This window comes from Nocardioides okcheonensis (genome assembly GCF_020991065.1).
Lineage (GTDB): Bacteria > Actinomycetota > Actinomycetes > Propionibacteriales > Nocardioidaceae > Nocardioides > Nocardioides okcheonensis.
Genome location: NZ_CP087710.1, coordinates 2663113 through 2688789, shown reverse-complemented (window position 1 = coordinate 2688789; position 25677 = coordinate 2663113). Strand labels below are relative to the sequence as shown.

Here is a 25677-nt window from a genome sequence, read left to right as displayed (position 1 = left end):
CTCAGGCGCGGCGCTCGGTGAGCTGGCCGTCGAGCCAGGCCGGGAACTGCGTCAGGTCGTCGAGGACGACGTCGGTGCCGGCGGCCACCAGCTCCTCGCGGGTGCACCCGCCGGTCAGCACCGACACGCTCAGCACCCCGGCCGCCCGGGCTCCCTCGACGTCGTGGACGTGGTCGCCGACGTAGGCCAGGGCGCCCTCGCGGCGCAGCACGTCGGCCTTGCCCACGCCCCACACCCAGCCCTCGAGGTGGTCGGCCTCGAGGCCGAGGTGGTCGAGGTGCAGCCGGGCGTTGGGGGTGTACTTGCCGGTCACCACGAGTACCCGGCCGCCGCGCTCCCGCACGGCCGCGAACGCCTCGTGGGCGCCGGCCAACGCCGGGACCGTGGTGATGGCGTGATCGGGGTAGAGCTCGCGGAACCGGTCGCCGGCCGGGCCGACCTGCTCGGCGGGCAGGTGGGGCGCCAGCAGGTGGTCGAGCGGCGGGCCCAGCCGGGAGGTCATCTCCTCGACCGGGAAGTCCACGCCCAGCTCGTCGCCCAGGGCTCGCAGCACCTGCCGGAACCCGGACGCGGTGTCGATCAGCGTGAGGTCGAGGTCGAAGCCGACCACGAGGGGGGTGCGTGCGGTCACGCCGGCGAGCGTACGTGCGGGGCCCGACCCCGGGCTCGCCCCCCGGTCCGGTGGATGCACGAAGAACTGCGGCCGCACGACCACTCCGGACGGATCCGGGTCGTCGTACGGCCGCAGTTCTCCGCGTCCCGGCTCGGCCCGGTCCTCCGGGTCTCCCCCCTGGGGTCCGGGTCAGGATCCGTCCACAGGTCGTGGCACGCGGCCGTCCTCCACAGGCCGGGGACGGGCCGGGTGCGCCGACCCGGCCGGACACGGCACGGTCGGCCGGTGGCGCAGGCAGGGGACCAGGACGGCGCGGTGGTGACGGTCGGCTGCCGCCGCGGTCGGGAGTGGGTACGCGTCAGCCGGGGGCTGCACCGTCGCGCTGACGTGGCCGACCCCGCGGGCGCGGACCTGCTCGCCTGGCAGGCGCTCCTCCCGGACGAGGCCGCCTTCTCGGCCCTGACCGCCGCCGACCGGCGCGGCTGGGACCTGCCTCCCCTGCCCGAGCGACTGCCGGTGTGCGTGGCGATGCCCTACGGCGTGACGGCGCCCGTCCGCCCCGGAGCCCTCCGGGTCACCCGTCATCGGCTGGTGCCCCCGCACGACGTCCGGGACGGACTGCGGCTGACCACCGCGGCGGAGACCCTGCTGAGCTGCGCGCCTCTGCTCAGCCTGCTCGACCTGGTGGTGCTCGTGGACAGTGCGCTGCGCGCCAAGGACATCGAGCTCCTCGAGCTGCACCTGGTGTGTCGCCACCACCGCAGGGGCGTGGGACGGTTGCGGGACGCCGTGGCGCTGGCCGATCCCGAGGCCGACTCGGTCATGGAGACCCTGCTGAGGGTGCTGCACGTGGTGTGCGGCATCGAGGTGGAGACCCAGCGCACGGTGCGCGACGAGCAGGGCGGGTTCGTGGCGCGCGGCGACCTGTGGCTGGTCGGCACCAGGACCCTGGTCGACTACGACGGCGCGGTCCACGCCGACCGGCGCCAGCAACGCAAGGACCGTCGGCGGGACCGACGGGTCAGCGGGGCGGACTGGGTGCTCAAGGCGTACACCGACGAGGACGTGCTCCGTCGACCGGCGAGCATCCTGCGCGAGGCCGACGCCGTCCTCGGGCGCCCACACGAGCCGCAGCGGATCCGCGCGTGGACCACGCTCTACCGCGAGTCCTGCTGGACCGAGGCCGGCCGCGAAGCCCTCGCCCGACGCCACGGGGCGAGACGTCCGGCCGGGTGATGGAGCCGGGTGATGCACGAAGAACTGCGGCCGCACGACCACTCCGGACGGATCCGGGTCGTCGTACGGCCGCAGTTCTCTGTGGCTGAGCGCCGCGGGGGCGTCAGCCGGGGGTCACTCGCCCCGGATGAACTTCTCGAGCTCGGCGCGACCGACGTCGTCGGGCATCTGCACCGGCGGGGACTTCATCAGGTAGGTCGAGGCCGGGATGATCGGGCCACCGATACCGCGGTCCTTGGCGATCTTCGCGGCGCGCACGGCGTCGATGATGATGCCGGCCGAGTTCGGGGAGTCCCAGACCTCGAGCTTGTACTCGAGGTTGAGCGGGACGTCGCCGAACGCGCGACCCTCGAGGCGGACGTAGGCCCACTTGCGGTCGTCGAGCCACGCGACGTAGTCGGACGGGCCGATGTGGACGTTCTTGCTGTCGATCTTGTCGGCCAGCTCGCCGGTGAGGTTGGACGTCACGGCCTGGGTCTTGGAGACCTTCTTCGACTCCAGGCGCTCGCGCTCGAGCATGTTCTTGAAGTCCATGTTGCCGCCGACGTTGAGCTGGTACGTGCGGTCCAGCGCGACGCCGCGGTCCTCGAACAGCTTGGCCATCACGCGGTGGGTGATGGTGGCGCCGACCTGGCTCTTGATGTCGTCGCCGACGATCGGGACGCCGGCGTCCTCGAACTTCTTGGCCCACTCGGGGTCGGAGGCGATGAAGACGGGCAACGCGTTGACGAAGCCGACGCCGGCGTCGATGGCGCACTGGGCGTAGAACTTGTCGGCCTCCTCCGAGCCCACCGGGAGGTAGGAGACGAGGACGTCGACCTCGGCGTCCTTGAGCGCCTGGACCACGTCGACCGGCTCGGCGGCCGACTCCTCGATGGTCTGGCGGTAGTACTTGCCGAGGCCGTCGAGCGTCGGGCCGCGCTTGACCTCGACACCGAGGGTCGGGACGTCGGCGATCTTGATGGTGTTGTTCTCGGAGGCGTTGATGGCCTCGGAGAGGTCCTTGCCGACCTTCTTGTCGTCGACGTCGAAGGCGACGACGAACTCGACGTCCTTGACGTGGTAGTCACCGAAGACGACGTGCATGAGCCCGGGGACGGTGCCGGACGGGTCCGCGTCCTTGTAGTACTCCACGCCCTGGACGAGGGAGGTGGCGCAGTTGCCGACTCCGACGATCCCTACTCGTACCGAACCCATGGGGCTCTCCTTCTCGTTGCTGGGTCTGTGATTGCTGGTTAGCTGGACTGCTGGCTGGTCGGCGGTGCCGCCGGGGTGTCGTCGCCGCGCTCTGCGCGGATCAGGTCCGACAGCCACCGCACCTCGCGCTCGACGGACTCCACGCCGTGGCGCTGGAGCTCGCCGGCGTACCGGTCGACCTCGGCCTGGGTGCGTTCGAGCTCGGCCTGGACCCGTGCCAGGCGCTCCTGGAGCCGCGAGCGACGTCCCTCGAGGACGCGCAGGCGGATCTCCATGTCGGTGGAGGAGAAGAAGGCGAACCGGATGTCGAAGTTGTCGTCCTCCCACGCGGTGGGACCGACCTCCGACATGAGGCGGTGGAACTCCTCGTGCCCCGCCTCGGTGACCTCGTAGACGATCCGCGGACGGCGGCTCGTCGTGGTGGTCGTCGTCGCGGCCTCGGTGATGAGGGCGGCGCGCAGCATCTTCTTCAGTGCCGGGTAGAGCGAGCCGTAGGACAGCACCCGGCCCCACCCCAGCATCAGGTTGAGCCGCTTGCGCAGCTCGTAGCCGTGCATGGGTCCCTCGTGCAGCAGTCCGAGGACTGCGAGCTCGATGGTGTCACCACGGCGTGCCATGCGATCTATCGTACCGATATATCCGAGAACGACGAATCAGGGATCTCCGAGCGCCACCCGTACCCTTTCCGGGTGACTGCGAAGAAGAGGAGGGCCATCGGTCCGGCACAGAAGCGTCGACCGAAGCCCCGCCGCACTCCGCGCCAGCGCCTCGCCAAGGTCGCGAAGATCGTCGCGATCCTCGGCGTCGTCGGCGCCCTCGTGCTCGCGGGTGTCGTGGTGGTGCTCTACCAGGCCATCTCGATCCCGACGCCGAACTCCGCGTTCCAGGCGCAGACGACCTTCGTCTACTACCAGGACGGCAAGCAGGAGCTCGGGACGTACTACGAGGACCAGAACCGCGAGTCGATCCCGCTCGCGGAGATGCCGGACACGATCCAGGACGCGGTGGTCGCGGCCGAGAACCAGACCTTCTGGACCGACAAGGGCATCGACCCCAAGGGCATCCTGCGCGCGCTGTTCTCCAACGCGCGCGGCAACGCCCGCCAGGGCGCGTCGACGATCACCCAGCAGTACGTGAAGATCCTCTACCTGACCAGCGAGCAGAGCTACAAGCGCAAGATCAAGGAAGCGATCGTCTCGCTCAAGATCCAGCAGCAGCTCAGCAAGAAGGAAGTCCTCGAGGGCTACCTCAACACCATCTACTTCGGCCGCGGCGCCTACGGCATCCAGGCCGCCTCCGAGGCCTACTTCGACCACCCGGCCTCCGAGCTCAACCTGCGCGAGTCCGCGGTGCTGGCGACGGTGCTCAACAACCCCCAGCAGTACGACCCGGCGAACGGCAAGGAGGCCAAGGAGGACCTCAAGGGGCGCTACGAGTACGTCCTGGACTCCATGGAGAAGATGGGCACCATCACCGCCGACCAGCGCGACACCGCGCTCAAGCGGCTGCCCAAGTTCCCCAAGATCGCGGCGCAGAGCCAGTTCGGCGGCCAGAAGGGCCACATGCTGGCGCTGGTCAAGAAGGAGCTGCTCGCGCGCGGCATCGCCTCGGAGGAGGAGATCGACGGCGGCGGCCTGCGGATCACCACGACGTTCGACCCCCAGGTGATGAGCGAGATCCAGGCGTCGGTCGACGAGCAGCGCCCCGACGCCGGCATGCCCGGTGAGGCCGGCAACGCCGACCTGCACATCGGCGCCGCCACCGTCGACACCCGGACCGGCGCCCTGCTCGGCTTCTACGGCGGCCAGGACTACCTCGACTCGCAGATCAACTGGGCCGTCGCCGGCGGCATGGCCGGCTCGACGATGAAGGCCGCGACCGACGTCGCCGCGATCCGCGACGGCTTCTCGCTCAACGACACCTTCGAGGGCAACAGCCCCATCGACATCGCCGGCACCGAGTTCGAGAACCAGGGCGACGAGGACTACGGCTCGGCCGTCTCGATGATCACCGCCACCGAGAACTCGGTGAACACCGCCTTCGTCGACATGGTCGACTCGATGGACGACGGCCCGCAGAAGGTCATCCAGGCCGCCGAGGACCTCGGCATCCCGGGCAACGACGGCGCGTCGTGGGGCATCCCGCGCGCCTCGAGCGACCTGCAGGACAACGTCGGCGTCACGCTCGGCACCGCGCAGGTCAGCCCGATCAACATGGCCAACGCCTACGCCACCCTCGCCAACGGCGGCAGCCGCAACGAGGTCCACGTCGTGCAGAAGGTCGTCAACAAGGAGGGCGAGACGATCTACGAGGCCCAGCCGCGCAGCAAGCGGACGGTCGACGAGGACATCACCTCCGACGTGACCTACGCCCTCGAGCAGGTCGTCCAGTCGGGCTCCGGCTCCGAGGCGCTCGCGCTCGGCCGCCCGGCCGCCGGCAAGACCGGCACCGCCACCAACGACGACGGCGGCGTGTCGTCCTCGTGGTTCGTCGGCTTCACCCCGCAGGTCTCGACCGCGGTGATGTACGTCCGCGGCAAGGGCCGCGAGTCGCTCGACGAGCTGCGCCCGGACGGCGCCGACCTGTGGCTGCCGACGAGCTCCGACGGCCGCTCGGGCTACTTCGGCGGCAACTACCCCGCCAAGACCTGGACCTCGATCATGGGCAAGGTCATGGAGGGCATGGAGGTCGAGGACTTCCCGGAGCCGGCCTACGTCGACGGCGACGCGCCCGAGGACGGCCACGAGTACGTCCCGCCGCCCCCGCCGCCGCCGAAGCCCTCGCCGACGAAGAAGCCGACCGGCGGCGTGACGATCACGCCGACCGAGACGCCGAGCCCGACGGAGACGCCCAGCCCGACGGAGACGCCGACCACGCCGGTCCCGACGACGCCGGTCCCGACGACGCCCGTGCCGACCACGCCCGTGCCGACCACGCCGGTCCCGACCACGCCGGTCCCGACCACGCCGACCGAGACCCCGCCGCCGACGACGACGCCGCGGCAGGCCGCGCGGCCGGGTGCCGACGTCCGACCCTGACGCCGCGATGGACGAGACCGCGGTGGAGTCGCCGACCCGGGCCGACCCGACCGCGGCCCGGCTCTCGGAGGTCGTCGGCGGACCCCTCGGCGAGCACGCCGGGACCCACCCGTGGTGGACCCCCACCCGCATCCTGCTCGGCGCCACCGGCGTCGCGCTCGCGGCGGGGATGGTCAGCAAGTCGGCCTGCGTGCCGTCCGGGTGGGGCAACGAGGAGCAGCCCTACGCCGAGCTCTGCTGGACCGCGCTCGCCGGCCGGCCGGTGACCTCGGCCGGCCCGCCCGAGGTGACGGGGTTGCTGGAGCGCGTCGCGGGGCTGGTCCCGGGGTCGGGCACCGTCGCGACGGCGGTCGGCCTCGCGCTCCTGCTCGCGCCGCTCCTCCTGCTCGCCACCGCTCTCCTCGCGCGGGTCGACCCGCGGCGGCCGTGGGCAGCGGCCGGCTGGGCGATGGCGCCCGTCCTGGTCGTCCACTGGCTGTCGTGGGAGGCGCTCGCCGCGGTCGGCGTCGCGGTCCTGCTCTGGGGGTGGACCACCGGGCGGCCCTGGCTCGCCGGCGTCGGCGCCGGGATCGGCGCGGCGGTGGCCCTGCCGGTCGCGGTGGCCCTCGCCGGTGTCCTCGCCGTCGGCCGCCGCGACGGCCGGGCCGGGCTGCGGGACCGGTTCGACGCGGTGCTCGCCGCGGCGGCGGCGTACGTCGTGGTCACCGTCCCGGGGCGCGCCGACCTCGAGCGGGCCGACGTCGGCTCGCTCTGGCTGGTCCTCCAGCAGGCCGGCCACACCCCGTCGCGCACCACCCGCACCGTCGTCGCCGTCGCGGTGCTGGCCCTGGCCGCCGCCGCGGTCGCGTGGATGGTGGCCCGGACCGGTCGCCGCGGACCGCGCACCGCCGCCGGCGCGGGGCTGGTCCTGCTGGTGGCGGCGATCCTCGTGTCCGGCTCGGCGGCACCCGAGCTGGGCCTGGTCGTGCTGCCGCTCGCCGCCCTCGCGGTGCGCCGCTGGCGCGACCTGCTGGTGTGGCAGGCCTGCGAGGTGGTGAGCTGGGTGGTCACCGGCTGGTACGTCGGCGGGGCGATCGAGCCGACCGTGACCGACGACGTACGGGCCTACTGGCTGGCCGTGCTGGTCCGCACGGTGGGGCTGCTGTGGCTGGTGGTGGCGGTCCTGGCCGACGCGTCAGTCGACGACGACGCGGTCGACGTCGGTGGCGGTGAACCGCACCCGGACGTCGACCTGCTCACCGATGCGGGGCGTGCGCGCGCCTGAGGGCAGGAACAGCATCGACGCCTGCATGTGCGGCGGCTCGGCGAACAGCCGCTGCTTGCCGTCGATGGAGAACGGCGAGCGGACGAAGCCGGCGGCGTCCATGCCGCCGCGGGCCAGCGTGGCGGCCCGCGCCCGCAGCGACTGGTCACCGGTGGGTGCCTCGAGCCCGATGCCGTGGGCGGTGCCGCCGCTGACCACGACGATGTGCCCGCTCTTGGGGGCGCTGCGGCCGCGGTAGCCGAACACGTCGCCCCGCTCGACCGGGTGCACGTCGAGCACCGTGGCGGTGACCCGCAGCGCGCCGCGGTCGCCGAGCCAGAGGTCGGTCCCGATCCGCGGGCGGATCGTGAAGTCCGGGTAGCGGCTGGAGAGCGTGCCCATCTCGGCGTGCGTGAGGTGCGAGACGTAGACCGTGCGGGTGGGCAGCCCGGAGGCCACCACGTCGTTGACCAGCCGGCTCACCTCGCCGAGGTGGGAGGTGGTGCCCAGCGGCAGGTGGAGCGCGACGCCGCGCAGGCCGCTGCGCGCGGTCCCGAGCGCCTGGGCCGCCGCCTCGAGCTCGCGCCGGGTCATGCCGTGGCGCCGCATCGAGGTGAGCTGCTCGAGGACGAACCGGGCGGACGGGTGCCGCTCGCGCAGCGCGGCGAGGTCGTCGGGCCGGCTGACCGTGTGCACCACCCGGGCGGCCGTGCGGTCGTCGAGGTCGAGGGCGGCGCCGAAGGGCCGCCACGGGGTCATCACCAGGACGTCGCCGTCGTAGCGCGGGGTCACCTCGCCGAGCTCGTCGTAGGTGCCGACCGCGAGCAGGTCGAGGGGGGCGCCGGTCTCGGCGACGTGGTCGGCCAGCCACTGGGCCCGGCGGGCGAGGCGCCCGAGCGACAGGCCGTAGCCGTTGCCCTTGGCCACCGGGACCAGGCCGGGGCTCCGGGTGGCGGTGGCGAGGAGGTGGGCGCGCCAGCGCGCGCCGTCGACGGTCAGGGTGAGGCTCACGTCGTCACCCCCTCCGGGCCAGGTAGAGCTGGAACGCCTTGTAGATCGCCCGGTTGAGCGGCAGGTCCCACTCGCCGGCGTGCTCGACCGCCTGGCCGCCGGTGCCGACCTTGAACTGGATCAGCCCGACGTGCGGGTCGTCGGCGTCGAGGGTCTCGGTGATGCCGCGCAGGTCGTAGACGGCGGCCCCCGCCGCGAGGGCGTGGCGGATCATGGCCCACTGCACGGCGTTGGAGCCGCGGACCTCGCGCTTCTCGGTCGAGGAGGCGCCGTAGGAGTACCAAGCGTGCGTGCCGACGCGGATCGCGATGGTGGCCGCCACGAGGTCGCCCTCGTGGCGGGCCAGCCAGAGCTGGATCCGGTCGGGGTCCTCGGCGCCGAGCGCGTCGACCATCGTGCGGAAGTAGGACAGCGGGCGCGGGGTGAAGTGGTCGCGCTCGGCGGTGTGGGCGTAGAGGGCGTGGAACGCCTCGAGGTCCTCGGGACCGCCACGACGCACCTCGACCCCCGACTTGTCGGCCTTCTTGATGTTGCGCCGCCACAGCTGGTTCATCCCGGCGAGCACGTCCGCCTCGGTGCGCGGCGCGCCGTCGTCACCGACCAGCGGGACCTGGAAGTTGAACTGCGGCTGGCCGGCCGCGAAGCCGCCCTCGGTGCCCTGCTGCTGCCACCCGAGCTCGTGCAGCTGGGCGACCACCCGGGCACCCTGCTGGCAGCGCTCGAGCGGCGGGACGTCGCCGAGGCGGCGTACGGCCGGGTCGGCGATGCCGGCCTTGACCTGCTCGGCCGACCAGCGGCGGGTCACCACGGGCGGACCCATCCGCACCGCGAAGGCGCCGTTGGCCTTCAGGTGCGACACCAGCGGGGCCAGCCAGGCGGCGAGGTCGTCGTCGGCCCAGTCGATGACCGGGCCCTCGGGGAGGTAGGCGAGGTAGCGCTTCACCTTCGGCAGCTGGCGGTAGAGCACGAGGCCGACGCCGACCAGCGTGTCGCCGTCGTGCCAGCCGACCGACTCCGAGCGCCACTCCGCCTTCACCGACGCCCACGCGGGTGTCTGGAGGAAGCTGGCGGACGACTGGCCGGCGATGAAGTCGCGGTGCTCCTGCGCGGAGATCGGGCGGAGCGTCAGGCGGGTCGTCACTCCGGAGAGGCTACAAGGGACCAGACACGACCCCCGTACGTGTCTGGTCCCTTCACCGGTACAGACGCCGCTCGCACCGCTTTGGTTGCACCCGTGTCAGAACTTTCTTGACAGGTTTTCCCGATCGCCGTCGCCCGCGCCCTCGCCGCGCTCTCCTCGAGCGCGGGGACCCGGGTCAGAGGCGCTCGCGCAGCCAGGCGAAGTCGGCGGCGTGCTCGGCGGCACCGCCGGGCGTCTCGCAGATCACCGGGGCGCCGGCCTCGCGGACCACCGCGGCGAACTCGTCGGGCGGCAGGTGGCCCTGGCCGAAGTTGGCGTGCCGGTCGGCGCCGGAGTCGAAGGCGTCGCGCGAGTCGTTGGCGTGGACCAGGTCGATGCGGCCGGTGATGGCGCGGATCCGCTCGACCGCGTCGCCGAGCTCGATGCCGCCCGCCCAGGCGTGGCAGGTGTCGAGGCAGAACCCGACCCGGTCGGCGCCCTCGGCGGAGGAGACCGCGTCCCAGACGCCGGCGATCCGGTCGAGGTGGCGGGCCATCGCGTTGTCGCCGCCGGCGGTGTTCTCGATGAGCAGCGGGATCTTGAGGTCGGTGGCCTCGATCGCCTTGCGCCAGTTGTCGAAGCCGACCGCCGGGTCGTCGTCCTTGCCGACGTGGCCGCCGTGGACCACCAGGCCCTTCGCGCCGATCTCGGCGGCGGCGTCCATGTGCTGCTGCAGCAGCTTGCGGCTCGGGATCCGGATCCGGTTGTTGGTGGTGGCGACGTTGACGACGTAGGGCGCGTGGACGTAGAGGTCGACCCCCGCCTCCGCAGCCGCCGTGCGGAGCGCGGCCGCGCCGCCCTCGAACCGGATCTCGGGGCCCTTGTAGCCCTGCGGGTCGCCCAGGAAGAACTGCACGAGCGTGGTCTGCCGGGCCACGGCCTCGGCGACCGGGTCGGTCTGCTCGACGTGGGCGCCGACGGGGAGGGCGGGCGACGGGGTGCTCATGCCCACCACCCTAGGAGGACCCACAGACAGCCCGCGATCACGGTGAGCAGGCCCGCGACCGCCGCCCAGCCGACGACGTCGGCACCGGGCGTCCCGGGGCCGGGGGCACCGGTGGACGCGCGGTCGAGGCGGTCCGGGACCGCGGGGCACTCCGGCGGCGGCACCGGCAGGCGGCGCAGCAGGCGCAACGCGGCCTCCGCCGAGACGATCCGCTGCTCGGGGTCGGGCACGAGCAGGCGCTCGAGCAGCGGTCGCAGCGGGTGGGACGGGATCTCGCGCTGCTCCAGCGGCGGCAGCCCGGTGACCAGCTCGAGGGCGACCCGGCCGACCGCGTAGAGGTCCTGCGTGGGGTCGGGCGCGGCGCCGCGTGCCTGCTCGGGCGCCATGTAGCCGTCGGTGCCGATCGCGCCCGGGACGGTGGTGAAGCGGCGGTCGGCGACGGGTGCGGCCACCCCGAAGTCGCCCAGGCGCAGGTGCGGCCCCCCGTCGCAGGTGGCCTCGAGCATCAGGTTGGCGGGCTTGACGTCGCGGTGCACCAGCCCGGCGGCGTGCACCGCGCCGAGCCCCATCAGCAGCTGCTCGACCAGCAGCGCGACCGTCCCGGCGTCGAGCGGACCGTGCTCGCGCAGCAGGTCGGCCACCGAGCCGCCGCGCACCAGCTCCATGGCCAGCACCACCAGGTCGTCCTCGGCCGCCCAGCCGTGCGGTGCGACGACGTGCGGGTGGCGCACCCGCACCGCCTGCTCCCGCACGAAGCGGGCGAGCAGCGCCGACCCGGGCCTGCCCAGCACCTTGACCGCGACCTCGTCGCCGGTGCGCTCGTCACGGGCCCGCCACACCGACCCCATGCCGCCCGCGCCCACCTGCTCGAGGAGGGCGTAGCGCCCGGCCACCACGGTGCCGGACCGGGAGCGTGGGTGCGTGGACACGTCCCGACGCTACGGCGCCTCGGCCGTCCGTGGGCGTTCCTCCACAGGGTGCCCGGCGCACGAACGCGCGGAGCCCTCGTCGCGCGGCCCGACCACCCCGTCGACCACCGTGACCGGCTGGTCCGGACCTGGTGCCAGCACCCTTGCCGACGGGCCGGGGCGTACGCCATCGTCGTCGCGTGCACGGCCCCGGTCGCGGGCCACCCAGAGGGGGAGAGCCCATGTCCGACACCACTCCCGGCGCCGAGCCGACGCCCGAGCCGACGCCCGATCCCGCGACCCCGGGGTCGGGCTGGTCGAGCGCGGACGCCTCGCGCCGGGCCGACGAGGCCGTCGCCACGCTGAGGAAGGCGAACCCGCTCGACCTCGCGACGATCGGTGCCGGCCTGCTGGTGTTCCTGGGCTCCCTCCTGCCCTACTACACGTGGTCGGTCGACGTGCCGATGCCGGCGTCGAACACCACCTCGATCACGGCCTGGCACGGGGCGTGGGGCTGGCTGGGGGCACTGCTCGCCCTCGCCGGCGCTGCCGTTCTGGTGCTGCACCTCGTGGGCTCAGCCATCCGGTTGCCCGCGCGCACGGTCGTGCTCGCCCTCTTCGCGCTCGGCACCCTGCTCACCCTGCTCGCCCTGGTGACGACGCCGGGGCCCGACTGCAGCAAGGACCTCGGAGCGCTGTGCGACCTCTTCGACGAGGGTCGCGGCGTCGGCTACTGGCTCGCGCTGCTGGGCTCGATCGCGGGCACCGCGCTCGCCGCGCTGCGCCGCGCCGCTCCCTGACCCACGCCTCGCCGTGCCGGCCACCGCGGTCGGCCCACGACGATTCCGGCGCGCCGGCCGCGCGCTGGTAGCCTCTCCCGGTTGCCTCCGGGCGACCGACCGCGGGTCCGGCCCCATGCCAGGCGCCGCGGACGCACAGCCCTCCTGCCACGGAAAGCCCGTGGCCGCTCTAGCCCAGAGGAGGTGGAGACCGCTATGCGTGCCTATGAAGTGATGGTCATCCTCGACCCGAGTCTCGACGAGCGCACCATCGAGCCCTCGCTCGACAAGTACCTCAACGTGATCCGCAAGGACGGCGGCTCGGTCGAGTCCGTCGACGTGTGGGGTCGTCGCCGGATGGCGTACGAGATCAAGAAGAACGCCGAGGGCATCTACGCCGTCGTCAACCTGACCGCGGAGCCCGCGACGGTCAAGGAGTTCGACCGCCAGCTCGGCCTGAACGAGTCGATCCTGCGCACGAAGGTCATGCGTCCCGACGCCCACTGATCGCCCTCGCGGCATCTGTGGATAGCACCTTCCCGCTGTCGGTCCGTGCCTGTTTGATGGGCATGGCACCGGGAGCACCCCGGATCAACAGGGACATCTAGAGGAGACCTGACATGGCAGGCGAGACCACGATCACCGTTGTCGGCAACCTGGTCGACGACCCGGAGCTGCGGTTCACCCCCTCGGGGGCACCCGTCGCGAACTTCCGGATCGCGTCGACCCCGCGCACCTTCGACCGCCAGAGCAACGAGTGGAAGGACGGCGACACGCTGTTCCTCTCCTGCGCTGTCTGGCGCCAGGCCGCGGAGAACGTCGCCGAGTCCCTCCAGCGAGGGATGCGCGTGATCGTCCAGGGTCGCCTCAAGTCGCGTCAGTACGAGACCCGTGAGGGCGAGAAGCGCACCGTCTTCGAGATCGACGTCGAGGAGGTCGGCCCGTCGCTGCGCTCCGCATCGGCGAAGGTCACCAAGACGCAGCGGTCCGGCGGCGGTGGCGGCGGCTACTCCGGCGGTGGCGGCGGCTACGCGGGCGGTGGCGGTGGCGGGCAGCAGTCCGCACCGGCCGACGACCCGTGGGCCAGCCCGGCACCCGCCCAGGGCGGCGGCGGCTGGGGCGGACAGTCCCAGGGCCAGCCGCAGGGTGGCGGCCAGTCCGCGCCCGCCAACGACCCGTGGGCCACGCCCGGGGTCAGCGGCGGCAACGACGAGCCCCCCTTCTGATCCGGAAGACCCAGCAACACATTCATTCCATTCCGTCCCTGATTGCCTTCAGGGCCGGGCTCACTGAAAGGGAGCACCACAATGGCCAAGGCAATTCTGCGCAAGCCCAAGAAGAAGGTTTGCCAGTTCTGCAAGGAGAAGGCGACCGGTGTCGACTACAAGGACACCACGCTGCTCCGCAAGTTCATCTCCGACCGCGGCAAGATCCGCGCCCGTCGCGTGACCGGCAACTGCGTCCAGCACCAGCGCGACGTGGCCATCGCCGTCAAGAACGCGCGCGAGCTCGCCCTGCTGCCCTACACGTCCACCGGTCGCTGAGAGGAGCACGGAACATGAAGCTCATCCTGACCCAGGAAGTCGACGGGCTCGGCGCCCCCGGTGACGTGGTCGAGGTCAAGGACGGCTACGGCCGCAACTACCTCGTCCCCCGTGGCCTCGGCATCAAGTGGACCCGCGGCGGCGAGAAGACCGTCGAGTCGATCAAGACCGCCCGCTCGGCTCGCGCCGCGCGCGACGAGGGCCACGCCCAGGAGATCAAGACCAAGCTCGAGGCGAGCGGGGTCAACGTGAAGGTCCGCGCCGGTGCCGGCGGCCGTCTGTTCGGTGCCGTCACGACCGCGGAGATCGCCGACGCGATCGCCGAGGTCTCGGGCGAGAAGGTCGACCGCCGCACCATCGTGGTCGTCAACCCGATCAAGTCGCTCGGCGCCCACGAGGTGTCGGTGAAGCTGCACGACGAGGTGTCGGCCACGGTCGCCCTCAACGTCGTCCCGGCCTGATCACCGCCTGACGCACGACCCAGTCGCACGGCCCGCCCCTCCCCGGAGGTGGCGGGCCGTTGCGCGTCCGCGGCCGCCCGCTGCCCGCTCGTGAGCCCGCGCTATGCCCGCGCGTACGCCCGTCCCCGCGCGCCCGCCGTCCACACCCTCCCCGATAGTCCGCTGCGATCGGCCGGTCCGCAGGCGTGCTGAACCGGCCGGTCGCAGCGGACTATCTCGAGGGATGTGGACAGCGGGGGCGGGCAGAGACGGGGAGGCGGGGGCAGGCGGGGAGGGCAGCGGGCTACTCGGTGGGCTGCTCGCAGGGCGTCGGCGGCTGGCCGCCGCCGGAGTGGTACTCGTGGTCGGTGCCGTCGGCGCGCAGCGTGATCCGCGTCCCCTCGACCAGCGCCTGGGTGTACATCGTGCCCGGCTCGGCGCAGCCGCGGCTGCCGTCACGCCAGGTCACGTCCTCGACCGCGACCACCTCCACGTCGCCGGGCTCGAGGCCCAGCCGCTGCGCCAGGTCAGCCACCGCCTCGCGGGTCGCGCCGGTGACCGGGGGCGAGCCGTCCGCGGGGCTGGACGAGGGGCTGGACGAGGGGCTGGACGAGGGGCTGGACGAGGCGCTGGGGTCCACGGCGTCCTCCGGGGTCGGGTCGCTCGATCCGCCGCAGGCGGTGAGCAGGGTGGCGCACGTGGCGAGGACGATGAGGTGACGTACCGAGATCGTCATGGGGGTCGGACGCGCGGGCGGGGCGCGACGTTCCGCGTCAGCCGTCGGCGCCGGTGCGCTGGTGGCCGGCGGGGAAGCGGTTCGGGCGGGCGACGACGGCGTCGACGACCACGGGCCGTGCGGAGAGCGACTCGATGACGATGCGCCCGGTGCGCATCCCGGAGTAGCGGTCGATGACGACGTGCTGCACGAGCGGGGACCGGGGGCCGGAGAGGTCGACGACGTGCCAGTCGCGCCGGCCGACGCGCACCCGCACCGAGCCCAGGCGCTGCCCCGAGGCCGCGATCAGCCGCAGCTCGCCGACCGCGGTCCGGGGCAGCACCAGCCGGGCGCCACGACGGGTCGCCCGGAGTGCGTCGCCGTCGACGTAGCCATCGCCGCGGACCTTCGTCCAGCCGCGGGTCCGGCGCAGGTCCGACGGCACGAAGAACTCGACGGGGTCGGCCCACTCGCTGACGTTGCCGCCGCCGTCGACGGTGCGGGCGGTGAAGACGTGGCGCCCGGGTCGCGGGTCCGCCAGCGACCAGCGGCCGCCGGTGCAGGCGACGGCCCGCTCGCCGTCGCGGCACTCGAAGGTGCTGCCGGGCTCGTTGCTGTCGAGCCGCAGCGGGACGCTGGGGGTGGTGATGACCGGCTGGGTGGGGGTCGCCTCGTCGTAGGCGCTGCGGGTGATGAAGACGAAGGGCGCCTTGGTGTCCTGCCCCCAGGTGAGGGAGGCCGGGGTGGGGTCCTCGTCGGGGGTGTCGGCGACCTGCGGCGGCAGCAGCGGGTTGGTGTCGGGGGTCCGCGAGCGGTCACCGAGGTCGACGGCGCGGACGCGGAAGCCGTACGAGCCGGCCGGGGCGTCGGCCTGCGCCGGCAGCGCGACCGGGCTGGTGCACGCCTCCCAGGCCGGGGACGGAGCGGCCGGGGTGGCGAAGGCGCACTCGAAGCCGAAGGGCCCGGCGTCGGCGTCGGAGACCGCGGCGGTGAAGCTGAACGACATGGTCGCGGTCGGCACCATGCCGGCCCCGTTCGGCGCGGTGGAGGGCGTGAGGAGCGTGTCCGGCGGCGTCGAGTCGTCGCAGCCGTTGCCGCTCGGGAGCCCGATCACGGTCGGCGGCGACTCGTCGAGGCAGCCGGGCTCGGCTCCCGCCGGAGCGGTGCCCGCGACGAGCAGGGTAGACGTGGCCAGGACGAGCACGAGGGCGCTCGCCGGTCGGCGTGCCCGGGTCGTGGTCATGGTGGACTCCCTCCGGTGCGCCCAGCCGGGTGCCGGCGCTCCCTCCGAGAGGCTCAACGGGCGAGCGTCGCCCCGGTTACGAGCCAGGCGTCGCCGCGCGCCCGCCACCACAGCAGCGCCCCGCGCGAGCCCATGAAGACCACGGTCATCGCGACCCAGACCATGACCAGGCCGTGGGGGAGGGTCGCGGCGAACAGCGCGGCAGGGGCGTACGCCGCGAGCACCACGAGGCCGGCCCGGGCGAGGAAGGTGCCGTCACCGGCGCCGATGAGCACGCCGTCGAGGACGAACACCAGCCCGGCGAGCGGCTGCCCGGCGGCCGCGACCAGGAGCACCGGGACCAGGGCGGCGCGGACCTCGGGGTCGGTCGTGAACAGGGCTCCGACGAACGGGGCGGCGGCCGCGAGCGCGAGCCCGGCCACCAGCCCGCTGCCCCACCCCCACTGCACCATCCGGCGGGTGAGGCGGCGGGTGGTGGCGACGTCGCCCTCGCCGAGCGCGCGGCCGGTGAGGGCCTGGGCGGCGATCGCGATGGCGTCGAGGGCGAAGGCGAGGAAGGACCAGAGCGTGATCGCGACCTGGTGGGTGGCGATGTTGACGTCGACGTCGTGGCCGCCGGCGCGGGTCACGGCGTACGTGCCGACCAGCAGGCAGGCGCGCAGCGCGAGGGTGCGGACGACGAGCGCGACGGCGGCGTGGGCGGCGGCCCGGATGCCGGCCCGGTCGGGGGAGAGCGGGGCGTCGTGCTCGCGGGCCGCCCGCACGACGACGGTGACCAGCCAGGCGGCGGACAGCACCTGCGCGACGACCGACCCGATCGCGGAGCCGGCGATCCCGAGGCCCAGGCCGTAGACCAGGACGACGTTGAGCACGATGTTGAGGCCGTTGCCGGCGACCGCCACGAGCAGCGGGGTCCGGGTGTCCTGCAGGCCGCGGAGCACCCCGGTGGTGGCGAGCATGACCAGCAGGGGCGTGGTGCCGAGGAAGGCGATGGCGAGGTAGGTCTCGGCGTGGTCCGCGACCTCGGCCCCCGTGCCGAACGCACCCACGAGGGCCGGGGTCAGCGCGATGCCGAGGACCGTCGCGATCGTGCCGATCAGCACCGCGAGCCAGACGCCGTCGACGCCCTGGGCGAGCGCGGCGCGCAGGTCCCCGGCGCCGAGGTGGCGCGCGACGCTGGCGGTCGTGCCGTAGGCGAGGAACACGCACAGCCCGACCACGGTCTGCAGGACGACCGCGGCGACGCCGAGGCCGGCGAGCTCGGGGGTGCCGAGGTGCCCGACGACCGCTGCGTCGGAGAGCAGGAAGAGCGGCTCGGCGACCAGGGCGAGGAAGGCCGGCACGGCCAGGCGGAGGATCTCCCGGTCGACGGCCTTCACGGCTCCACCCTAGGAACCGCCCCCGGCCAGGGGCCACCGGCCGTCCGCGGGGGCCGTTACCGAACCGGCCCGGCGGGTGTACATAGCCCGTTCGGACCACCTGTGAATGGCGGTGTGGATGAGCGACGGGTGGCCGGGGTCACGACGCCGTGTCGACAAAGCAACAGGCGTCTCCCAGATGGCGGACGGGTGAACGACGACATCCGGGAGAAAACTTTGCGTCCACAGCCCGACCGAGGCGTTTGCGCAGGTCAGAGCGCTACACCCGGCCGGTTCCCGCGTTCTGTCCACAGGTCTGTCCACGCTGTGTACGCAGCCCGCGGCGTGTCGTCCACGGTCGTACCCAGCTTGTCCACATGGCCTGTGGATAACTCGGGCTCGTCGGCTTCCCGGAACGCCCCGCCAGCGCGTACGGTCTCGCGCGGACCAGCAGTCGGGCCAGGTGCCGGTGACCCGGACGTGCGTCGGTCGCGACATGCGGTCCCGGGATCCGGCGACGGTGTCGGAGGTCTGGCCTAGCGTCGGGTCCAGCGAGCAGGGAAGGGAGCAGCGGTGAGCATCGCCTTCGAGGGGGACACCGACGAGGCGTGGGGCGACGGCCCCGCGGCCTACGAGCCGGGCGAGTCCCCGCGCTCCCCGGGCGACCGCACCCCGCCGCAGGACAACGCGGCCGAGCAGAGCGTGCTCGGGTCGATGCTGCTGTCGAAGGACGCCATCGCCGACGTCGTCGACGTGATCAAGGCCGTCGACTACTACCGCCCGGCCCACGAGGTCATCCACGACGCGATCATCGACCTCTACGGCCGCGGCGAGCCGGCCGACCCGATCACCGTGGCCGCCGAGCTGCAGAAGCGGGGCGAGCTGCAGCGCATCGGCGGTGCGCCCTACCTCCACACCCTCTCGGCCAACGTCCCGATCGCGGCCAACGCCGGCTACTACGCCGAGATCGTGCGCGACAAGGCGATCCTGCGCCGCCTGGTCGAGGCCGGCACCCGCATCGCCCAGCTCGGCTACGCCGGCGAGGGCCAGATCGACGACGTCGTCGACTCCGCCCAGGCCGAGGTCTACAAGGTCACCGACCGGCGCGCGGCCGTCGACTACGCGCCGCTGAGCGACATCATGAGCGGCGTCCTCGACGAGATCGAGGCGATCGGCAACCGGGAGGCGGGGCTCTACGGCGTGCCGACCGGGTTCGCCGACCTCGACGACCTCACCAACGGCCTGCACTCCGGCCAGATGATCATCGTCGCGGCGCGACCCGCCATGGGAAAGTCGACCCTCGCCCTCGACTTCTGCCGCGCGGCGTCGATCCACAACAACCTGACCAGCGTCTTCTTCAGCCTCGAGATGACGCGCTCGGAGATCATGATGCGCCTGCTCTCCGCGGAGGCGAAGGTGCCGCTCAACCACATCCGCAACGGCACGATGCGCGACGACGACTGGGAGAAGCTGGCGCGCAAGATGGGCCAGGTCTCCGGGGCACCGATGTTCATCGACGACAGCCCCAACATGACGATGATGGAGATCCGGGCCAAGGCCCGCCGGCTCAAGCAGCGCCACGACCTCAAGCTCATCGTCATCGACTACATGCAGCTGATGAGCTCGGGCAAGAAGGTCGAGTCCCGCCAGCTCGAGGTCTCGGAGTTCTCCCGCAACATCAAGCTCCTCGCCAAGGAGCTCGAGTGCCCGATCATCGCGCTGTCCCAGCTCAACCGTGGTCCCGAGCAGCGTGGCGACAAGCGCCCGATGATGAGCGACCTGCGTGAGTCCGGCTCGCTCGAGCAGGACGCCGACATGGTGATCCTGCTCCACCGCGACGACGTCTACGAGAAGGAGTCGACCCGCCCCGGCGAGGCCGACCTGCTCGTGGTCAAGCACCGCAACGGCCCCACCCGCGACCTCACCGTCGCCTTCCAGGGTCACTACTCCCGCTTCGTGGACATGGCGGCCGGCTGAGCGACGTCCGGGGCGCGGTGCTCCGCGCGCTCGACCCGGAGCGCCGGCCGGTGTGCCGCAATGCCCTCAGGTCACGGCCGGTCCGGCCGATGTCACGGACATGACCACCCCCCCGCTGGTCGACCGCGCCGACCTGCTGGCGGCCGCCGAGTCCGTCGAGCCGCTCCCGCACACGGTCGCGCGCCTCGCCACCCTGGTCGCCGACCCCGACTGCGACGTCCGCGAGATCGCCGAGACGGTGTCGCTCGACGTGGTGCTGACCGCCGACCTGCTGCGCCGGGCCAACTCCGCCGCCCTCGGCGGCCGGATCAAGGTCACGTCGGTGCGGTCCGCCGTCGTCCGGCTGGGCCCGAGCACGCTGCTGTCCCTGGTCCTGGCCTCGCGCGTAAGCGGTCGGATGGGGCAGGCGCTGCCGGCCTACGGGCTGCAGCCCGGTGCGTTGTGGCGGCGCTCGGTGGCCGCGTCCATCGCCGCGGAGGTGATCCGCTCGCGTGCGCACACGCCGGTCCCGGCGGAGGTCGCGACCGCGGCCCTTCTGCACGACTTCGGCATGGTCGTGCTGGCCAGCCACTTCGGGAAGCAGATCGTCCAGATGCTGGCCCTGGCCTCGGAGACCGATGGCGTCGACCAGCTCGAGACCGAGCGCGTGGTGTTCGGCCTCACCCACGCCGACATCGGGAGCACCGTGGCCGAGGCGTGGGGCCTGCCCCGCACGATCGTCGCCGGCATCCGCGACCACCACGAGGTGCACGACGAGCTGTCCGTCGTGAGCGCGGCCGTGGGCCTGGCGTGCGTGATGTCGTACGAGATCACCTCCCCCGAGGGCAGCGTCGAGCGCGGGGCGCACGCCGCCCAGCACGGCGACATCGCACCCCTGATGCGGATCCTGCACCTCGACGAGGAGGACGACTTCTCCACCATCGTCGCCATGTCGCGCGAGCGGTTCGAGGCGGTCGCCGACCGGTACGCCGGCTGACGCCCGCTGCCCGTCGAGGACGATCCCGCAGACCCCCTCGGGGTAGTCCAGTGAGGGATGGCTGTCAGGACGGCCTCCGGGCAGCCATCCGTCACTGGACTACCCCCGGTCGGGGACGGGGTTGCCCCCCGCGCGACCTCAGGCCACGGGCGCCGCCGCCGGCACCTCGCCGTAGAGCGTCGTGCGCTGGCGCAGCGGACGTCCAGCGTCCCGGGCGATGTCGGCGAGGTCGGCGGGGGTGAGTCCCTGGCCGTGGCTGGCGCCGGCGGCGCGGCTGATGTTCTCGTCCATCAGCGTCCCGCCGAGGTCGTTGACGCCCGCGGCGAGCAGCTGCCGGGCGCCGACGGGGCCGAGCTTGACCCAGGACGCCTGCACGTTGCGGATGTCCGAGGCGTACGCGATCCGGGCGACGGCGTGGACCAGCACGGTCTCGCGCCAGGTCGGCCCGCGGCGGGCGGCGCGCTTGAGGTAGACCGGCGCGGCCATGTGCACGAACGGCAGCCCGACGAACTCGGTGAAGCCGCCGGTCTCGCGCTGGAGGGCGCGGGTGCGCAGCAGGTGGGTGACCCAGTGCCGCGGGTGCTCGACGGAGCCGAACATCATCGTGACGTTGCTGCGCAGCCCGACCGCGTGCGCCTGCCGGTGCACCTCGAGCCACTCCTCGGTGGTCACCTTGTCGGGGCACAGCACCGCGCGCACCTCGTCGTCGAGGATCTCCGCGGCGGTGCCGGGCAGCGAGCGCAGGCCGGCGTCCTGGAGCCGGCGCAGGTAGTCGGCCAGCGGCTCGCCGAGCCGGCGCGAGCCCTCGAGCACCTCGAGCGCGGTGAAGCCGTGGATGTGCATCCCCGGCACCCGCTCGTGCACGGCGCGCGCCACGTCGACGTAGAAGTTGCCGTCGAAGCTCGGGTGGATGCCGCCTTGCAGGCAGACCTCCGTCGCGCCGAGCGCCGCCGCCTCCGCGCTGCGCTCGGCGACCTCCTCGAGGGTCAGCAGGTACGGCTTGCCGCGCAGGTTGAGCGACAGCGGGCCCTTGGAGAAGCCGCAGAAGGTGCACCGGTAGGTGCAGACGTTGGTGTAGTTGATGTTGCGGTTGACCACGAAGGTCACCTCGTCGCCGGCCACCCGCCGGCGCACCTCGTCGGCGACCTCGGCGACGGCCGCGACCTCGCCGCCGCGGGCGGTGAAGAGGGCCAGCAGCTCGTCGGCGCCGACCTCCTGCCCGAGGCGTACGCCGTCGAGCACCTCGCGCACCGGACCGCCGATCGCCGCGGTCCCGGCGCGGACCGGGACGGGGTCGACGCCGGCCCCGGAGAACCACGCGGTCGACCGTCGCCCGACCTGGACCACCTCCGCGCCGGTGCCGACGTTGGCGGCGTCCTGGTGCCGCTCCGGCCACAGCGCGCCCGGGTCGTCGCGGCCGAGCAGCTCGGCGTCGGCGCGGTCGAGGACCGGGAACCGCAGGGCGGGGTCGAGCCAGCGCCCGGGGTCGGCGGCGAGGTGGGGGTGGATCGTGAGCCGCGGCGCGAGCTGGTGGCCGGCCGCCTCGGTCGCGCCGCGCAGCACGTCGAGGGAGGGCCAGGGCCGCTCGGGGTTGACGTGGTCGCGCGTGACCGGCGAGACCCCGCCCCAGTCGTCGATGCCGGCGGCGAGCAGCCCGGCGAGCTCCTCGGGCGCGGAGAGGTTGGGCGGCGCCTGGACGCGCACGTCGTCGGGCAGCACCAGCCGCGCCAGCGCGATGGCCCGGACGTGGTCCTCGTGCCGGGCCGGTGGCGCGTCGCGCATCGCGGTGCCGGGCTTGGGCAGGAAGTTCTGGACGATCACCTCCTGGACGTGGCCGTGCTCGGCGTGCGAGCGGGCGATCGCCTCCACCGCCTCGAGCCGGTCGGCCTCGTCCTCGCCGATCCCGACGAGGATGCCGGTGGTGAACGGGATCCGCAGCCGGCCGGCCGCGTCCAGGGTCGCGAGCCGGCGGGCCGGCTCCTTGTCGGGGGCGCCGCGGTGGGCGGCGAGGTCGGGGCGCAGGCTCTCCAGCATCATCCCCTGCGACGCGCTGACCGTCCGCAGCAGCGCGAGCTCCTCGCCGGCCAGCGCGCCGGCGTTGGCGTGGGGCAGCAGCCCGGTCTCCTCGAGCACGAGCCCGGCCACCTCGGCGAGGTAGGACACCGTCGAGGCGTGGCCGTGGGCGTCGAGCCAGGCGCGGGCCTCCGGGTAGCGCAGCTCGGGTGCCTCGCCCAGCGTGAAGAGCGCCTCGTGGCAGCCCGCCGCGGCGCCCTGCCGGGCGACCGCCAGCACCTCCTCCGGCGTCATGTAGGGCGCGCGGGCGGTGCGCGGCGACTCCGCGAACGTGCAGTAGCCGCAGCGGTCGCGGCACAGCGTGGTCAGCGGCACGAAGACCTTGGGGGAGTACGTCACCCGCGTCCCGAACAGGGCGTCGCGGCGCGCCGCGGCCCGCCCGAGGAGCTCCGCGGTCGGCAGCTGCAGCAACGAGGTCATGCGCGCATCATGCGCGGTCGCCGGCCGTCATGGCAGCCAGTCTGGGGCCTCCGTCTCACCTCGTGGCCAACGCGACCTCAACGCACGCACAACGCGTCGCTCGGCTCGCGTGACCGGCGCGCCCGCCTGTGGTACCCATCACCCATGGGTCAGGCAGCGACCGAGCGCAGCGGCGACGCCCGCGCGCCCGTCGTGCTCGTGGTCGACGACGACGAGGCGATCCGCACGGTCGTGCGCTGGCAGCTCGACGACGCCGGCTTCCGGGTGGTCGAGGCCGACGACGGCCCGACCGCGCTGCGCCGGATCCGCGACGACCACCCGACCCTCGTCGTGCTCGACCTCTCCCTGCCCGGCCTGGGCGGCCTCGACGTCCTCCGCTCGGTCCGGGGCGGGCGGGTCGGCCGCTCCGACACCCCGATCATCGTGCTGTCCGGGCGCAACGGCGAGACCGACCGCATCGTCGGCCTCGACCTCGGCGCCGACGACTACCTGGTCAAGCCGTTCTCCCCGGGCGAGCTCGCCGCGCGGGTGCGCTCGGTCCTGCGGCGGACGTCGCCCGAGCTGGCCGAGGAGGCGGTCGAGGTCGCGGACGTGCGGATCGAGCCGGCCAGCCGCCGGGTGACCCGCGGCGGCACCGACGTCGACCTCACGCCCAAGGAGTTCGACCTGCTGGTCTTCCTCGCCACCCACCCGCGCCACGTCTTCTCCCGCAGCCAGCTGCTCGACCGGGTGTGGAACTCCTCGTCGGAGTGGCTGGGCGAGGCGACCGTGACCGAGCACGTCCACCGGCTGCGGCTGAAGCTCGAGCCCGACCCGTCCGCGCCGCGGCTGCTGCGCACCGTGCGCGGCGTCGGCTACCAGCTCGTGGACGAGCCGTGAGCGCCCTGCCGCGCGAGCCGTCCGCGGGGCTGGCCCTCGACGACGTCCAGGCACTGCTCGACCGCCAGACCGCCGTGCTCGAGCTGATCGCCGGCGCGGCACCGCTGGCCGACGTGCTCACCGAGATCCTCACCTCGCTCGAGGACCTGATGGGGGGCGGGCGCTGCTCGGTGCTGCTGCTCGACCGCGAGCGCGGCACCCTCCACCACGGCGCCGCGCCGAGCCTCCCGGAGGCCTACGTCGCCGCCATCGACGGGCTCGCGGTCGGCGACGGCGAGGGCTCGTGCGGCACCGCCGCCGCCACCAACGCACCGGTCGTGGCCGTCGACGTGCTGACCGACGCGCGCTGGCCGCGCTACCGCGCGCTGGCGACCGACGCCGGGCTGCGCAGCTGCTGGTCGACCCCCATCGACGGCCGCGACGGCCTCCCGGTCGGCACCTTCGCCGTCTACCACCCGCTGCCGCACGCCCCCACCGAGCGCGACCAGGCGCTGGTGGACCGCTTCACCCACCTCGCCTCGGTCGCCATCGACCACGCCCGGCTGATCGAGGAGCGCCGGGCCCGGCTCGAGGCCGAGACCGCGCGCCGCACCGCCGAGGAGCTCTCCCACGCCAAGTCCGAGCTGCTCGCCGCCGTCGGCCACGAGGCCCGCACCCCGATCCAGGCGATCGTCGGCTTCGCCGAGCTGCTCGGCACCATCGACCTCGACGAGGCGCGCCGCCGCGAGGCGCTCGGGCACATCGGCGCTGCGGCCGGCCACGTGATGGACCTGCTCTCCGACGTCCTCGACCTGAGCCGGCTGGAGGCCAACGCGCTGCCGCTGCGGCTGGAGCCGGTGCTCGTGCCCGAGGTCGTGGCCGAGGCGTACGCCCTGCTGGCCGCGCGCGCCGAGCAGCGCCGGGTGGTGCTGGGGTCCGCCTGCGGCGACGTCGTGGTGCTCGCCGACCGGCGTCGGCTCCGCCAGGTCGTGCTCAACCTCGTGGCCAACGCGATCCGGCACGGCCACCCGGGTGGGCGCGTGGAGGTCCGTGCGGCCGGCGGCCCCGACCGCACGGTGCTGGTGACGGTCGCCGACGACGGTCCCGGCATCCCCACCGAGCTGGTCGACCGGATCTTCTCGCCGTACGCGCGCGGCGTCCCCGCGCCGGGGCGCACCGCGGTCGACGCGCTCGACGAGGGGGCGCAGGAGGAGAGCATCGGCCTGGGCCTGGGCCTCGCGCACGGGCTGGTGTCCGCGATGGGCGGGGACCTGCGGGTCGGCGCGACCGGGTCGGCCGGGACCACGATGGAGTTCCGGCTGCCCGACGGGGCGGGGGTCGGTCCGTGACGCGGCGCGCGACCGCCGTGGTGCCGGTGAAGCGGCTGGACCTGGCGAAGTCCCGCCTCGCGCTCGCGGACGAGCACCGCCGCGACCTCGCGCTGGCCTTCGCCCTCGACACGGTGGCCGCGCTCGCGGCCAGCACCCGGGTCGCCGCGGTCGTCGTCGTCACCGGTGACGCGGTCGTCGCCCAGCAGGTCGAGGCGCTCGGGGCGCGCGTCGTGCCCGACCGCGGTCGCGACCTCGTGGCGTCGGTGCGGACCGGGACGCGCGCGCGGCAGGCCGACCCGCACGCGTGGGTGGTGGTCGTCCCCGGCGACCTCCCGTGCCTGCGGGCCGCCGACGTCGACCGGCGACGCGGCGGCGGCGCTCGCCCCGCGGACCGGTGCCTTCGTGGCCGACCGCGCCGGCACCGGGACCACGATCGTCCTGCAGGCGCCCGGCGGGCCGACCGCGACCGCGTACGGTCCCGCGTCGCGGCGGTCACCGCGGCCTCGCACTGACGTCCCTCGACGACGTCCCGGCGGCCGCCCGCCTCGACGTCGACACCGTGGAGGACCTGCGCGACGCGGTGCGCCACGG

24 protein-coding genes are annotated in these 25677 nt (G+C 73.7%); 13 read left to right on the top strand and 11 right to left on the bottom strand.

Translation table 11 applies throughout. The features are described from left to right. Nucleotide 1: 1 nt before the first annotated feature. Nucleotides 2–631, bottom strand: a complete 630-nt coding sequence (locus LN652_RS13040; RefSeq protein ID WP_230441065.1) for an HAD family hydrolase — start codon at nucleotides 629–631, stop codon at nucleotides 2–4. Nucleotides 632–898: 267 nt separating this feature from the next. Here LN652_RS13040 and LN652_RS13035 point away from each other — a divergent pair, with 267 nt between their 5' ends. Then, a complete protein-coding gene (locus LN652_RS13035; RefSeq protein ID WP_230441064.1) occupies nucleotides 899–1849 on the top strand; it encodes a hypothetical protein in 951 nt (316 codons plus the stop codon). 114 nt (nucleotides 1850–1963) lie between these two features. On the opposite strand, the gene LN652_RS13030 is transcribed toward LN652_RS13035, so the two are convergent. Then, a complete protein-coding gene (locus LN652_RS13030; RefSeq protein ID WP_230441063.1) occupies nucleotides 1964–3046 on the bottom strand; it encodes an inositol-3-phosphate synthase in 1083 nt (360 codons plus the stop codon). A gap of 38 nt (nucleotides 3047–3084) precedes the next feature. Next, nucleotides 3085–3663, bottom strand: a complete 579-nt coding sequence (locus LN652_RS13025; protein WP_230441062.1) for a PadR family transcriptional regulator — start codon at nucleotides 3661–3663, stop codon at nucleotides 3085–3087. Between the two features lie 72 nt (nucleotides 3664–3735). Between LN652_RS13025 and LN652_RS13020 the strand changes: the two genes are divergently transcribed. Next, a complete protein-coding gene (locus LN652_RS13020; protein WP_230441061.1) occupies nucleotides 3736–6084 on the top strand; it encodes a transglycosylase domain-containing protein in 2349 nt (782 codons plus the stop codon). 7 nt (nucleotides 6085–6091) lie between these two features. After that, entirely contained in the window at nucleotides 6092–7348 is a 1257-nt protein-coding gene (locus LN652_RS13015) for a hypothetical protein (RefSeq protein ID WP_230441060.1), read from the top strand. Here the strand turns inward: LN652_RS13015 and LN652_RS13010 are convergent. The 4 genes from LN652_RS13010 to LN652_RS12995 all read right to left on the bottom strand — a co-directional run bounded on the left by LN652_RS13010 (nucleotide 7259) and on the right by LN652_RS12995 (nucleotide 11393). Beyond that, nucleotides 7259–8338 (bottom strand): alanine racemase, encoded by a 1080-nt coding sequence (locus LN652_RS13010; RefSeq protein WP_230441059.1) that lies wholly within the window; start codon nucleotides 8336–8338, stop codon nucleotides 7259–7261. The genes LN652_RS13015 and LN652_RS13010 overlap by 90 nt on opposite strands. A gap of 4 nt (nucleotides 8339–8342) precedes the next feature. After that, nucleotides 8343–9479: a lipid II:glycine glycyltransferase FemX gene (locus LN652_RS13005; protein WP_230441058.1), complete on the bottom strand. Its 1137-nt coding sequence runs from the start codon at nucleotides 9477–9479 to the stop codon at nucleotides 8343–8345. Between the two features lie 175 nt (nucleotides 9480–9654). Then, entirely contained in the window at nucleotides 9655–10464 is an 810-nt protein-coding gene (locus tag LN652_RS13000; RefSeq protein WP_230441057.1) for a deoxyribonuclease IV, read from the bottom strand. Further along, nucleotides 10461–11393: a serine/threonine-protein kinase gene (locus LN652_RS12995; protein WP_230441056.1), complete on the bottom strand. Its 933-nt coding sequence runs from the start codon at nucleotides 11391–11393 to the stop codon at nucleotides 10461–10463. The genes LN652_RS13000 and LN652_RS12995 overlap by 4 nt, the downstream gene beginning before the upstream one ends. Nucleotides 11394–11614: 221 nt before the next feature. Here LN652_RS12995 and LN652_RS12990 point away from each other — a divergent pair, with 221 nt between their 5' ends. The 5 genes from LN652_RS12990 (at nucleotide 11615) to rplI (ending at nucleotide 14156) form a co-directional block, all read left to right on the top strand. Beyond that, on the top strand, nucleotides 11615–12172 hold the full coding sequence (locus tag LN652_RS12990) for a hypothetical protein (RefSeq protein ID WP_230441055.1): 558 nt from the start codon (nucleotides 11615–11617) through the stop codon (nucleotides 12170–12172). Between the two features lie 195 nt (nucleotides 12173–12367). Next, on the top strand, nucleotides 12368–12658 hold the full coding sequence (gene rpsF / locus LN652_RS12985; RefSeq protein WP_211734562.1) for a 30S ribosomal protein S6: 291 nt from the start codon (nucleotides 12368–12370) through the stop codon (nucleotides 12656–12658). Between the two features lie 113 nt (nucleotides 12659–12771). Beyond that, entirely contained in the window at nucleotides 12772–13377 is a 606-nt protein-coding gene (locus LN652_RS12980) for a single-stranded DNA-binding protein (protein WP_230441054.1), read from the top strand. Between the two features lie 81 nt (nucleotides 13378–13458). After that, on the top strand, nucleotides 13459–13695 hold the full coding sequence (gene rpsR, locus LN652_RS12975; RefSeq protein ID WP_056603689.1) for a 30S ribosomal protein S18: 237 nt from the start codon (nucleotides 13459–13461) through the stop codon (nucleotides 13693–13695). Nucleotides 13696–13709: 14 nt separating this feature from the next. Continuing rightward, on the top strand, nucleotides 13710–14156 hold the full coding sequence (gene rplI / locus LN652_RS12970; RefSeq protein WP_230441053.1) for a 50S ribosomal protein L9: 447 nt from the start codon (nucleotides 13710–13712) through the stop codon (nucleotides 14154–14156). 283 nt (nucleotides 14157–14439) lie between these two features. On the opposite strand, the gene LN652_RS12965 is transcribed toward rplI, so the two are convergent. From LN652_RS12965 to LN652_RS12955, 3 genes are read right to left on the bottom strand one after another with little or no spacing between them, the layout of a single operon-like run. Next, complete coding sequence (locus LN652_RS12965) at nucleotides 14440–14871, bottom strand: hypothetical protein (RefSeq protein ID WP_230441052.1); 432 nt, start codon at nucleotides 14869–14871, stop codon at nucleotides 14440–14442. 37 nt (nucleotides 14872–14908) lie between these two features. Beyond that, a complete protein-coding gene (locus LN652_RS12960) occupies nucleotides 14909–16093 on the bottom strand; it encodes a hypothetical protein (RefSeq protein WP_230441051.1) in 1185 nt (394 codons plus the stop codon). A gap of 53 nt (nucleotides 16094–16146) precedes the next feature. Then, nucleotides 16147–17472 (bottom strand): MATE family efflux transporter, encoded by a 1326-nt coding sequence (locus LN652_RS12955; protein ID WP_230441050.1) that lies wholly within the window; start codon nucleotides 17470–17472, stop codon nucleotides 16147–16149. Between the two features lie 558 nt (nucleotides 17473–18030). On the opposite strand from LN652_RS12955, the gene dnaB reads away from it, so the two are divergent. Next, nucleotides 18031–19428: a replicative DNA helicase gene (gene dnaB, locus LN652_RS12950; RefSeq protein ID WP_378519473.1), complete on the top strand. Its 1398-nt coding sequence runs from the start codon at nucleotides 18031–18033 to the stop codon at nucleotides 19426–19428. Between the two features lie 100 nt (nucleotides 19429–19528). Continuing rightward, nucleotides 19529–20404, top strand: a complete 876-nt coding sequence (locus LN652_RS12945) for an HDOD domain-containing protein (RefSeq protein WP_230441048.1) — start codon at nucleotides 19529–19531, stop codon at nucleotides 20402–20404. 138 nt (nucleotides 20405–20542) lie between these two features. Here the strand turns inward: LN652_RS12945 and LN652_RS12940 are convergent, their stop codons facing one another. Next, nucleotides 20543–22897, bottom strand: coding sequence for a bifunctional FO biosynthesis protein CofGH (locus tag LN652_RS12940; RefSeq protein WP_230441047.1), 2355 nt, complete (start codon nucleotides 22895–22897; stop codon nucleotides 20543–20545). A gap of 144 nt (nucleotides 22898–23041) precedes the next feature. On the opposite strand from LN652_RS12940, the gene LN652_RS12935 reads away from it, so the two are divergent. The 3 genes from LN652_RS12935 to LN652_RS12925 are packed head-to-tail and all read left to right on the top strand — an operon-like array spanning nucleotide 23042 to nucleotide 25598. Beyond that, complete coding sequence (locus LN652_RS12935; protein WP_230441046.1) at nucleotides 23042–23776, top strand: response regulator; 735 nt, start codon at nucleotides 23042–23044, stop codon at nucleotides 23774–23776. Next, entirely contained in the window at nucleotides 23773–25104 is a 1332-nt protein-coding gene (locus tag LN652_RS12930) for a GAF domain-containing sensor histidine kinase (protein ID WP_230441045.1), read from the top strand. Before LN652_RS12935 ends, LN652_RS12930 begins: the two co-directional genes overlap by 4 nt. After that, the gene (locus tag LN652_RS12925) at nucleotides 25101–25598 is read left to right on the top strand and encodes an NTP transferase domain-containing protein (RefSeq protein WP_230441044.1); all 498 of its coding nucleotides are present in this window, start codon (nucleotides 25101–25103) and stop codon (nucleotides 25596–25598) included. Before LN652_RS12930 ends, LN652_RS12925 begins: the two co-directional genes overlap by 4 nt. The last annotated feature ends 79 nt before the right edge of the window (nucleotides 25599–25677 follow it).